Raw genomic sequence first — 11586 nt, forward strand, 5'->3', positions numbered from 1 at the left:
TCGAAGCCCGCCCCCCGCGGGCTTTTTTGTTGGCCGGAGAGCCGGTCGCCTTCTATCGAAAATATCGCCGATCCCTGGAATTTTAAAGATTCGTGGTTAATCGACAGGGTTAAACGCCTTTTAACCTTTGCGATTCATTATCCACGCCTGAAAGCCAATCTCAGTCGGGCGCGATCGCGTCCCGAGGGTTCTTAGGGGTGACAAGCATGTTCAATACAGCAAGAAAGGCCCTGTTCGCCGCACTGTTCGCGGGACTGGCGTGGCCGGTGTTCGCAGCCGACCTTCCGGAGCCGCAGGTCGAAGAGGCGCCGCCGCCGGTCTATGAGCAACCCGTCGATGTCGGCGGCTGGTATATCCGTGGCGATATCGACTATCACAAGTCCGATGTGCGCGGCATCGACTACATGACCTACACCGTCGATCCCTGCAACTGTTCGGTCACGCCGGGCAGCAAGAGTTTCGACTACGGCAAGCTCAAGGGCGGCTTCTCGCTCGGTGGCGGTGTCGGCTACAAGATCAACGATCATTTCCGCACCGACCTGACCGCCGACTACTGGTTCAAGTCGAATTTCAACGGTGGCACCTCGGATCTCACCACGACCTCGACCGAAGTGTCGAAGATGAGCGCTTTGCTGCTGCTGGCCAACGCCTATGTCGATATCGGCACCTGGCACGGCATCACGCCCTATGTCGGCGCCGGTATCGGCGGCGCGCGCGTCAAGTGGGATACTGTCTACGATCCGAACACCACCGAGACCAATCCTGGCGCGTCCAACTGGCGCTTCGCCTACGCGCTCATGGCCGGTGCCTCCTACTGCCTGACCGACAAGATCATCCTCGATGCAGGGTACCGCTTCTCCCATATCCAGGGCGGCCGTATGTTCGAGTGGGATGCGAGCAGCTCCGGACCAGGGTTCGACCGCGGCATCAACACACATGAAGTGCGTGGTGGCCTGCGCTACCAGTTCGGCGGCAACAATGGTTGCGCCGCACCGGTGGTGGCCTACCAGCCGGAACCCGAACCGATCTACACCAAGTAATCGCCTCGAAGTTCCAGGAATTCTTCGACCGCCCGGCATCAGCCGGGCGGTTTCGTTTTGAGATGATCTCCCGTTCGAAATCAATTCGCTAACGCCCTGTTAGCCTTAACCGGCACTTAACCACTATGGTTAACAATGCTCCTTGAAACGATGGCTGCCGCCGTGATCGCAGGTATCGCCAAATTCGGGAGTCGGGGATCATGACACTCATATCGCGCATTGCGTTGGCACTTGCCGGACTTGGCCTCCTGCCACTGACATCGGCACTCGCCGCCGACTACGATCCGCCGATCTATGTCGACCAGGCGCCGGACTATGTGCCGGTGGAAGTCGGCTCCGGATGGTATCTGCGCGGCGACGTCTCCTACCTGGTGGAGAAGAGCTTCAAGGACGATGATTTCGCTTTCACGCCGGCGAGCTTCGACGAGAAACAGGACCCGATCTTTGCCAGCATCGGCTTCGGCTACCACTTCAACGATTATCTACGCGCCGATCTCAATCTCGGCTATCTGCCAGGCAACAAGATCGGCATCGGCTATGACGATTCCGCGACCGTGACACTGCCGGCAACGGCGACCGTGGCGTCGGCGTCCTTGAAGAATTACGCGTACTCGCTGATGCTCAACGGCTATGTCGATCTCGGCACCTATGTGGGCATCACACCCTACCTCGGCGCTGGTCTGGGCGTGGTGCAGAGCAAGCGTCAGCTTTCGGCGAGCTATTTCACCGAGAACAGCGACCCTACCGACGATTTCACCCAGCAGGACAACAGGACCAAATACTCACTCGCCTACACGCTGAATGCAGGCTTTGCCTACCAGGTGTCGAAGAACGTTTCCATCGATCTGGGCTATCAGTATTTCTCGGCACCCGACGCCGAATACGTGACGGCCGAAAGCCTGACCTCCTATCCGGTCCACAAGGGGATCAGCAATCACCAGGTGAAGCTCGGGCTGCGCTACGACCTCTGGTAGGTCTGGGACAAATCAGGGTTTGACGGCGGATCCTCGTGGTCCGCCGTTTGCGTTTGAAGTTCACGCGATCCTGATCGCGGACAGTTCTTGTTTGAGGCATGTCGTTGTCCCAAAACCGTAGCGCACTTTTGGGCGACAGGCGTGCGGTATCCCGGCAGCGACAAAAACTTTCCTCTTGACGCCCGATGCCTGAACGCATATCGCCGTCCGTGGGCCACCCCTCCCCAACGAGGGGCCACTATCTGGAAGGATAGACCACGATGACGACTCCTACGAAGCCCGGACTCCGTCCGGCAAATCCCAATTTTTCCTCAGGTCCCTGCGCAAAACGTCCCGGCTGGTCGGTCGAGGTGTTGAAATCCGCCGCGCTTGGCCGTTCCCACCGCGCCAAGATCGGCAAGACCAAGCTCGAGCAGGCGATCGCGTTGACGCGCGAGATTCTCAAGGTCCCAGCCGACTACCGAATCGGCATCGTGCCAGCCTCGGATACGGGTGCTGTCGAAATGGCGATGTGGTCGCTGCTGGGCGAGCGCGGCGTCGACATGGTCGCCTGGGAAAGCTTCGGCTCGGGTTGGGTCACCGACGTGGTCAAGCAGCTGAAACTCGCCGATGTCCGCAAGATCGAGGCCGGCTACGGCGCGCTGCCTGACCTGACCAAGATAGATTTCGACCGCGATGTGGTCTTCACCTGGAACGGCACGACCTCGGGCGTGCGCGTGCCGGACGGCGACTTCATTCCCGCCGATCGCAACGGCCTGACCATCTGCGACGCCACGTCCGCGGCCTTCGCGCAACGGCTCGATTTCGAGAAACTCGACGTCGTGACCTTCTCCTGGCAGAAGGTGCTGGGCGGCGAGGGCGCGCATGGCATGCTGATCCTGTCGCCGCGTGCCGTCGCGCGGCTGGAGAGCTACAAGCCTTCATGGCCGCTGCCGAAAATCTTCCGCCTGACCTCCGGCGGCAAGCTGATCGAGGGCATCTTCAAGGGCGAGACCATCAACACGCCGTCGATGCTGTGCGTCGAGGACTATCTCGACGCGTTGAACTGGGCGAAGTCGATCGGCGGCCTCGATGCGCTGATCGCCAGAGCCGACGCCAATGCCGCCGTGCTCGACCGGTTCGTGGAAAGATCGTCCTGGCTCGGCCATCTCGCCGCCGAACCGGCGACGCGGTCGAACACCTCGGTCTGCCTCTCTTTCACTGATCCCGATATCGCGGCGCTCGATGCCGACGCGCAGGCGGCTTTCGCCAAGGGGCTGGTCTCGATGCTCGACAAGGAAGCCGTCGCCTACGATATCGGGTCCTATCGCGATGCGCCGCCAGGCCTGCGTATCTGGTGTGGTGCAACGGTCGAGACCTCCGATCTCGAAGCGCTGTTGCCCTGGCTCGACTGGGCCTTCGCCAGCCAGAAGGCATCGCTGAAAGCGGCTGCCTGAAATCTTGGTGGCGGCCCGCGGGCCGCCCATTCCCGGATCAATCCCATTTTCAAGGAGGCCGCCATGGCGCCCCGTGTTCTCGTCTCTGACAAACTTTCTCCCACTGCCGTGCAGATCTTCAAGGATCGCGGCGTCGAGGTCGACTACCTGCCCGATCTCGGCAAGGACAAGGAAAAGCTGCTCGAAGTGATCGGCCAGTATGACGGCCTCGCCATCCGTTCGGCGACCAAGGTTACCGAGAAGCTGATCAACGCCGCCACCAATCTCAAGGCTATCGGCCGCGCCGGCATCGGCGTCGACAATGTCGATATCCCGGCGGCGAGCCGCAAGGGTATCATCGTGATGAACACGCCCTTCGGCAATTCGATCACGACGGCCGAACACGCCGTGGCGATGATCTTCGCGCTCGCCCGCCAGATCCCGGAAGCCAACGCTTCGACCCATGCCGGCAAATGGGAGAAGAACCGCTTCATGGGCGTCGAGATCACCGGCAAGACGCTGGGCGTCATCGGCTGCGGCAACATCGGTTCCATCGTCGCCACGCGCGGCGTCGGGCTGAAGATGCATGTCGTCGCCTTCGACCCGTTCCTGTCGGACAAGCGCGCCGAGGAACTCGGCGTCGACAAGGTGGAACTGGACGAACTCTTCGCCCGCGCGGACTTCATCACGCTGCATACACCGCTGACCGACAAGACCCGCAACATCATCGATGCGGCGGCCATCGCCAAGATGAAGAATGGCGTGCGCATCATCAACTGCGCCCGTGGCGGGCTGGTGGTCGAGGCCGACCTGGTCGCGGCGCTGAAGAGCGGCAAGGTGGCGGGCGCCGGCATCGACGTGTTCGAGGTCGAACCCGCCGAACAGAACGCGCTGTTCGGCATGGAGAACGTGGTGGCGACACCACACCTTGGCGCCTCGACGGCGGAAGCGCAGGAGAACGTCGCGCTGCAGGTCGCCGAGCAGATGTCCGACTACCTGATCAAGGGCGCCGTCTCCAACGCCATCAACATGCCCTCGATCACGGCGGAAGAAGCGCCGCGACTGAAGCCGTTCGTCAAGCTCGCCGAAGTGCTCGGCGCCTTTGTCGGCCAGGTCACCGAGGATCCGATCAGCGAGGTCGAGATCCTGTTCGACGGCTCGACCGCGACGATGAACACGCGCGCGCTGATCAGTGCCGCGCTCGCCGGCCTGATCCGGCCTCAGGTCGCCGATGTCAACATGGTGTCGGCGCCGATCATGGTGAAGGAGCGCGGCATCATCGTGGCCGAGGTCAAGCGCGACAAGTCGGGCGTCTTCGACGGCTACATCAAGCTGACGGTCAAGACCGAGCACATGACGCGCTCGATCGCCGGCACCTGCTTTTCGGACGGCAAGCCACGCTTCATCCAGATCAAGGGCATCAACCTCGACGCCGAGGTCGGCCAGCACATGCTGTACACGACCAATGCCGACGCACCCGGCATCATCGGCTTGCTCGGCACGGTGTGCGGCGAGAACGGAGTTAACATCGCCAACTTCCAGCTTGGCCGCAACCGGCCGGGGGGCGACGCCATCGCGCTGCTCTATCTCGACGCGCCATTCCCGGAAAAAGTGCTGGAGCAGGTGCGGGACCACAAGTCGATCGACTCGGCAAAGCGGCTGCGGTTCGACGTGGGCGCAATCTGACCTGTCCGCCCGCATCTCGGCGGTGACAGGCAATGCCATTAGGACGCCCCGCTTGCCGGCACGCGCATGCTGGGCGTTGCCGTCGGCGCTGGAATGGCTCGGCGGATTGTGCCTCATTGGTTAGTCGCCAATACATTAGCGAATGACGATAAGAAGAGGGCTGGCCTAATCTAACGATTTTGTGATCCGCTTGACGATCCTGTTTTCTTTCCGCACGCTGACACCAGTTAGTGGACATGACTTAACTCAACCGATTTCGTCATGATTTTGCGCGCGACTTCCGGCGCGCCTCTGTTGCTGTCGGGGTGCCTTCGATGGATCGTCACAATACTGTCCGACTGAGCCGTCGTCTTTTCCTGTCTTCGGTAGCGATGTTTACGGTAACGGCGACATCGGCAAGCTTTGCCCGATCCTTGTCGGGCTCGCTGCCTTGGGCGCCGCTGTCGTCCGATCCGCCGACGCAGGTCGTGCCCGGTGGCTGGCAGTTCTTCACGCCTCGGGAGGCGGCGCTCGTCGAGGCCATCGTCGATCGCATCGTTCCCGCCGACGAACTCTCGATGGGCGGCAAGGAGGCCGGCTGCGCCGTCTATATAGATCGTCAGCTGACGGGTGCGTTCGGAACGTCGAGCCGGCTCTACACCAAAGGACCGTTCCTGCCCGCATTGCCCACGCAGGGTTACCAGGGCGAGGCAAATCCCGCCCAGCGCTACCGCTCCGGCCTTGCCGCCATCGACGCTTTCCTGAAGCAGCGCGACGGCAAGACATTCACCGAACTCCAGCCGGCCGACCAGGACGCGTTCCTGACCGCCATGGAAGCCGGAAAGGTCGAATTGCCCGATGGCGTCAAGGCTGCCGGCTTCTTCGGACTTCTGCTGCAGAACACGATGGAAGGGTTCTTTGCCGATCCGGTCTATGGCGGCAACAAGGACATGGTGTCGTGGCGCATGCTTGGTTTCCCCGGCGCGCGCTATGATTACCGGGACCACGTCAGCAAGCACAATCAACCCTATCCGCGGCCGCCCGTCTCCATCGAGGGCAGCCCGGAATGGCTCGTGAAAAGGAGCTGACCATGACGACGATACTACCTCGCAAGGATGTCGTGATCGTCGGCCTCGGCTGGACAGGGTCCATCCTCGCGCATGAACTGACCGATCAGGGCCTGGACGTGCTGGCCATCGAGCGCGGTCCGTGGCGCGACACGGCAACGGATTTCAACATCGGCTACGCACAGGACGAGTTGCGCTACAGCGTGCGGCGCGACCTGTTCCTGCAGCCTGCAGTGGAAACCCTGACCATGCGCAACGACCCCTCGCAGACGGCGCTGCCGATGCGCGATTTCGGCTCGTTCCTGCCCGGCAACGGTGTCGGTGGCGCCGGGGTGCACTGGAACGGCCACACCTGGCGGTTCTGGGATTCGGACTTCCAGATCAAGACCAACCTGACCAAGAGGTATGGCGCGGCGCGGATCGCCGATCTCCAGATCGAGGACTGGGGGCTGACCGGCGCCGAGATGGAGCCTTATTACGACCAGTTCGAATATCTGGCGGGAATCTCGGGCAAGGCCGGCAACATCAAGGGCAAGCTGCAGGAAGGCGGCAACCCGTTCGAGGATCCGAGATCGCGGGACTATCCGAACCCGCCGATGGAGATGACCTACGCGCCGACCCTGTTCGCCAACGCTGGCCGATCGATGGGGCTGCATCCGTTCCCGACGCCGTCCGCCAACATGTCGCGGACCTATGTCAATCCGCTCGGCATCACCATGGGGCAGTGCACCTATTGCGGATTCTGCGAGCGGTTCGGCTGCGCCAACTATTCCAAGTCCAGCGCACAGACGACCATCCTTCCGGTCCTGATGAAGAAGGCCAATTTCGAGGTCCGGACCGACAGCGAGGTGCTGCATGTCGATCTCGCCCCCGGCGGCAAGTCGGCGCGCGGCGTGACCTATGTCGATACGTCGGGACAGGAATTCTTCCAGCCGGCCGATCTCGTGCTTCTGTGCGCCTACGGCCTGCACAATGCCCGACTGATGATGCTGTCGGGCATCGGCAAGATCTACGATCCCGTTACCGGCGAGGGCACGGTCGGGCGTAACTATTGCTACCAGACCAATGCCGGCACGCAGGTGTTCTTCGACGACAAGAACTTCAATCCGTTCATTGCCGCGGGCGCGCTTGGCCAGACGATAGACGACTATAATGGCGACGCCTTCGATCACGGCGGGCTCGATTTCGTCGGTGGCGCGGGCATCAACTGCATCCCCACCAATGGACGTCCCATCGGGACAAGGCCGACCTTGCCCGGTACGCCGAAATGGGGCAGCGCCTGGAAGAAGGCAACCGTCGCGGGTTACAAGAGCACGCTTGGCTTCTCCTCGCAGGGCAGCAGCTACGCGACACGCACCAACTACCTCGACCTCGACCCGACCTACAAGGACCGCTTCGGCCGGCCGCTGATGCGCATGACCTTCGATTTTCCCGACAATGACATCCGGATGTCTAATTATGTCGGCGACCGGATGGAGGAGATCGCCAAGACGCTTGGCGGCAAGCAGTACAATGTTGGCCGCCGCAAGAAGGGCTGGGACAGCGTCCCTTATCAGAGCACCCATAATACGGGTGGCGCCATCATGGGAACGGACCCGAAGAAAAGCGCGGTGAACACCTTCCTGCAAAGCTGGGACGTCCCCAACGTCTTCGTCATCGGCGCGTCGGCCTTCCCACAGAACGCCGGCAAGAATCCGACGGGAACGGTCGGAGCGCTCGCCTACCGCGCCGCCGACGGTATCCGCAATCACTATCTGCGCAATCCGGGCGCGCCGCTGGTGCAGTCGTGAGGGCGCTCGCCGCCACCGCCGGCGCGGCCCTGCTGGCGATCACGCCGGCACTGGGCGCCGATCAAGCCGACCAGATCATGCATGGCCAATACCAGGCCGTGCTCGGCGATTGCGCCGGCTGTCACACGAGGCCGGGCGGCAAGCCGCTGGCCGGTGGCCTGCCGCTCGAAACGCCTTTCGGCGTTCTGGTGCCGCCCAACATCACGCCCGACCACGAGACGGGCATCGGCAACTGGTCAGAGACCGAGTTCCGCAACATGATGAAGACCGGTGTCGGGCACGATGGCGTGCGGCTCTATCCCGCCATGCCGTACCCCGCCTATACCCGGATGACCGAGCAGGACATCTCCGATCTGTGGGCCTATATGACCACGGTCGAGCCGGTCTCGAACAAGGTCGAGGCCAACCAGTTGCCGTTCCCCTTGAACATCCGGCTGGCGATGTGGGGTTGGAACCTCCTGAACTTCAGCGAGGCAAGCTTCCAGGCCGATCCGTCCAAGTCGGCGGAATGGAATCGCGGCGCCTACATCGTCCAGGGGGCCGGGCACTGCGGCACCTGCCACACGCCCAAATCCTTCCTGGGCGCCGATCAGGACAGCAGCTTCCTGCAAGGGGCGTCGCTGCAGGGCTGGTTTGCGCCCGACATCACCAACAATGCTCAATCCGGCCTCGGAAAATGGTCGCAGGAGGATGTGGTCGCCTACCTCAAGACCGGCGTCAACGCGCATTCGATCGCGTCCGGTCCGATGGCTGAAGCGGTCGAGAATTCGACCTCCAAAATGACGGATCCCGACCTCAAGGCCGTGGCCGTCTATCTCAAGAGCCTGGGGACCGACACCGGCAATGCGCAGGCGCCCAAGCCCGACGAGGCGCGGATGGTGGCGGGCGAGGCGATCTACCGTGACAATTGTTCGGCCTGCCATGGCGGCGATGGCGCCGGCGCCGGCGCGCTGTTTCCAACCCTTGTCGGCAATTCCATCGTCGCGCAGGGCAATCCCGAAACGCTTGCCCGCGTCGTCCTCGCCGGAAGCCAGGCCGTGCACACGGCCGGCGCGCCGACGACGCCCGCCATGCCCTCTCTGGCGTGGCGGCTGAAGGACCAGGAAATCGCCGACGTGCTGACCTATGTGCGCGGCAGCTGGGGCAATTCCGCTCCGGCGGTCTCATCCGACGATGTCGCGGCCGTGCGCAAGGAATTGGTGCAGTGATCCCGGCGCGCCAGTGTTGTCAGGGCCTGGAAGCTGTCTTGCGCCCGCTGTGCTCGGCGAGCCCGATGCCGCCCAGAACGAGTACCAGCGCCAGCGCCTGATAGAGCTGGAAGGTCTCGCCGACGATCAGCACCGAAAGCAGCGTGCCGAAGATCGGCACCAGATTGATGAACAGGCCGGCGCGGTTGGCGCCGATCAGCTCGTTGCCCCTGATGTAGAGGATCTGCGAGATGACCGAGGCGCCGATCGCGGTGTAGACGATGACAGCCCAGCCGCGCGCATCGGGCACGATCACCTTGCCGGCGGCTGCCTCCCACAGGAAGAAGGGCAGTGAGGTGACGAGTGCCGCGAACGACATGGCTAGCATCAGGCTCTGCCAGCGCATCACCGGCTTCAGCCGCAACCCGACCGAATAGCCGCTGTAGAGAACGACCGCGACCAGCATGATGGCGTCGCCGAAATTGAGCTCCAGCGTCAGCAGCCGGCGCGGATCGCCATGGCAGGCGGTCAGGATGACGCCGAAGATGGTCAGTGCCACGCCGGCGATCTGCGCCCAGTTCACGCGCAGACGGAAGAAGATGAAGTTGGCTGTCATGATCAGGATCGGCATCGCCGCCTGTTCGATCGAGACATTGATCGCCGTGGTGTAGTTGAGCGCGGTGTAGAAGATGGTGTTGAACAGAGTGAAGCCGCTGGCGCCAAGCGCCGCCAGCACGAACCAGTGCCTGCGCACGGCAGGCCAATCCTCCTGGATCGTGCGCCAGCCGATCGGCAGCAGGATCGCCACGGCCAGCAGCCAGCGCAGGAAGACCAGCGTCATCGGCGAGACGTGGCCGACCGCCAGCTTGCCGGCCACCGAATTGCCGCCCCACAGCAAGGTGGTGAGCAGCAGGAATATGTAGGCGCTTCGATGCATCGCGGGCTTCCGGCCGCGGGATGGGCCGCGGTGTTTGCCGGCCTATTGCCCCCGTCGGCCCAAGTAAATGATGTCAAAGCCGAAAATTGTTGTGCCTCGGGCCATTTTCGGCGGCAAAGAAAGGTCGCACTCGCGAGGTCTTGACGTTATAGAGGCCTGTCGTTTCGAACCATATCCAAGCCGCATGGCGGCGTCTCAAGGGAAAAGAAACATGGCCAATGTGGTGGTCGTCGGCTCGCAGTGGGGCGACGAAGGCAAGGGCAAGATCGTCGACTGGCTGTCGGAGCGCGCCGACGTGGTGGTGCGTTTCCAGGGCGGCCACAATGCCGGCCACACGCTGGTCGTCGACGGCAAGGTCTACAAGCTGTCGCTGTTGCCTTCGGGCGTCGTGCGGGAGGGCAAGCTGTCCATCATCGGCAATGGCGTGGTCTTCGATCCGCATGCTTTCGTCGCAGAAGTGGAGAAGCTTAAGGGCCAGGGCGTCGAAGTGACGCCGGATCGCCTGAAAATAGCCGAAAACACCGCGCTTATCCTGTCCGTGCACCGGGAGCTGGACGGATTCCGCGAGGATGCCGCTTCGAATTCCGGAACAAAGATTGGCACGACCCGACGCGGCATCGGCCCCGCCTACGAGGACAAGGTGGGCCGGCGCGCGGTTCGGGTGATGGATCTGGCGGATTTGGAAACTTTGCCCCTGAAGGTCGACAGGCTGCTCACGCACCACAATGCGCTGCGTCGCGGGCTCGGCCATGGCGAAGTCACGCATGACGCGATCATGCAGGAGCTGACCTCGGTCGCGAACAATATCCTGCCCTATATGGACCGCGTCTGGAAGGTGCTCGACGACAAGCGCCGGGCCGGCGAGCGCATCCTGTTCGAGGGCGCGCAAGGCACGCTGCTCGACATCGACCACGGCACCTATCCGTTCGTCACCTCGTCCAACACTGTCGCCGGGCAGGCCGCCGCCGGCTCCGGCGTCGGTCCGGGCGCCATCGGCTACGTGCTCGGCATCACCAAGGCCTACACGACGCGCGTCGGCGAAGGTCCGTTCCCGACCGAGCAGAAGAACGAGATCGGCGAGTTCCTCGGCACGCGTGGCCATGAATTCGGTGTCGTCACCGGGCGCAAGCGCCGCTGCGGCTGGTTCGATGCGGTGCTGGTGCGCCAGGCGGTCGCCGTCAATGGCATCAAGGGCATCGCGCTGACCAAGCTCGACGTGCTCGACGGGCTGGACGAGATCAAGGTCTGTACCGGCTACAGGCTCGATGGCGAGACGATCGACTATCTGCCGGCAAGCCAGGGCGCGCAGGCTCGCGTGGAACCCATCTACGAGACGCTGGAAGGCTGGAAAGGCACCACCGCCGGCGCACGCAGCTGGAACAATCTCCCGGCCCAGGCCGTCAAATATGTCCGATACATAGAAGAGTTGATCGGCGCGCCGGTCGCGCTCCTCTCCACCAGCCCGGAACGGGACGACACGATACTTGTGACCGATCCGTTTCAAGACTAGT

The 11586-nt window shown here is 62.8% G+C and carries 9 protein-coding genes; 8 read left to right on the forward strand and 1 reads right to left on the reverse strand.

Annotation, left to right across the window (positions count from 1 at the left end; translation table 11 throughout):
• Nucleotides 1-206 precede the first annotated feature (206 nt).
• From LB556_RS11090 to LB556_RS11120, 7 genes are all read left to right on the forward strand, one after another.
• Nucleotides 207-1040, forward strand: a complete 834-nt coding sequence (locus LB556_RS11090; protein WP_224566921.1) for an outer membrane protein — start codon at nucleotides 207-209, stop codon at nucleotides 1038-1040.
• Nucleotides 1041-1240: 200 nt separating this feature from the next.
• Nucleotides 1241-2014, forward strand: coding sequence for an outer membrane protein (locus LB556_RS11095; protein WP_224566922.1), 774 nt, complete (start codon nucleotides 1241-1243; stop codon nucleotides 2012-2014).
• 260 nt (nucleotides 2015-2274) lie between these two features.
• On the forward strand, nucleotides 2275-3450 hold the full coding sequence (locus LB556_RS11100) for a phosphoserine transaminase (protein ID WP_224566923.1): 1176 nt from the start codon (nucleotides 2275-2277) through the stop codon (nucleotides 3448-3450).
• Nucleotides 3451-3513: 63 nt separating this feature from the next.
• Nucleotides 3514-5115 carry a phosphoglycerate dehydrogenase gene (serA, locus tag LB556_RS11105; RefSeq protein WP_224566924.1) on the forward strand — a complete coding sequence of 534 codons (1602 nt, stop codon included), beginning with the start codon at nucleotides 3514-3516 and terminating at the stop codon, nucleotides 5113-5115.
• A 314-nt stretch (nucleotides 5116-5429) separates the two neighbouring features.
• Entirely contained in the window at nucleotides 5430-6182 is a 753-nt protein-coding gene (locus LB556_RS11110; protein WP_224566925.1) for a gluconate 2-dehydrogenase subunit 3 family protein, read from the forward strand.
• 2 nt (nucleotides 6183-6184) lie between these two features.
• On the forward strand, nucleotides 6185-7951 hold the full coding sequence (locus LB556_RS11115) for a GMC family oxidoreductase (protein WP_224566926.1): 1767 nt from the start codon (nucleotides 6185-6187) through the stop codon (nucleotides 7949-7951).
• Complete coding sequence (locus tag LB556_RS11120) at nucleotides 7948-9159, forward strand: c-type cytochrome (protein ID WP_224566927.1); 1212 nt, start codon at nucleotides 7948-7950, stop codon at nucleotides 9157-9159. Before LB556_RS11115 ends, LB556_RS11120 begins: the two co-directional genes overlap by 4 nt.
• A gap of 19 nt (nucleotides 9160-9178) precedes the next feature.
• Here the strand turns inward: LB556_RS11120 and LB556_RS11125 are convergent, their stop codons facing one another.
• Complete coding sequence (locus LB556_RS11125; RefSeq protein WP_224566929.1) at nucleotides 9179-10075, reverse strand: DMT family transporter; 897 nt, start codon at nucleotides 10073-10075, stop codon at nucleotides 9179-9181.
• Between the two features lie 211 nt (nucleotides 10076-10286).
• Here LB556_RS11125 and LB556_RS11130 point away from each other — a divergent pair, with 211 nt between their 5' ends.
• Nucleotides 10287-11585: an adenylosuccinate synthase gene (locus LB556_RS11130; RefSeq protein ID WP_224566931.1), complete on the forward strand. Its 1299-nt coding sequence runs from the start codon at nucleotides 10287-10289 to the stop codon at nucleotides 11583-11585.
• The last annotated feature ends 1 nt before the right edge of the window (nucleotide 11586 follow it).

Origin of the sequence: Mesorhizobium sp. ES1-4, from assembly GCF_020164745.1 — a bacterium.
Lineage (GTDB): Bacteria > Pseudomonadota > Alphaproteobacteria > Rhizobiales > Rhizobiaceae > Mesorhizobium.

Bases quoted from the DNA above. Each gene is read 5' to 3' on its own strand.
- serA (WP_224566924.1), top strand. From the start codon at position 3,514: ATGGCGCCCCGTGTTCTCGTCTCTGACAAACTTTCTCCCACTGCCGTG.
- LB556_RS11125 (WP_224566929.1), bottom strand. From the start codon at position 10,075: ATGCATCGAAGCGCCTACATATTCCTGCTGCTCACCACCTTGCTGTGG.
- LB556_RS11100 (WP_224566923.1), top strand. From the start codon at position 2,275: ATGACGACTCCTACGAAGCCCGGACTCCGTCCGGCAAATCCCAATTTT.
- LB556_RS11110 (WP_224566925.1), top strand. From the start codon at position 5,430: ATGGATCGTCACAATACTGTCCGACTGAGCCGTCGTCTTTTCCTGTCT.
- LB556_RS11095 (WP_224566922.1), top strand. From the start codon at position 1,241: ATGACACTCATATCGCGCATTGCGTTGGCACTTGCCGGACTTGGCCTC.
- LB556_RS11130 (WP_224566931.1), top strand. From the start codon at position 10,287: ATGGCCAATGTGGTGGTCGTCGGCTCGCAGTGGGGCGACGAAGGCAAG.
- LB556_RS11090 (WP_224566921.1), top strand. From the start codon at position 207: ATGTTCAATACAGCAAGAAAGGCCCTGTTCGCCGCACTGTTCGCGGGA.
- LB556_RS11115 (WP_224566926.1), top strand. From the start codon at position 6,185: ATGACGACGATACTACCTCGCAAGGATGTCGTGATCGTCGGCCTCGGC.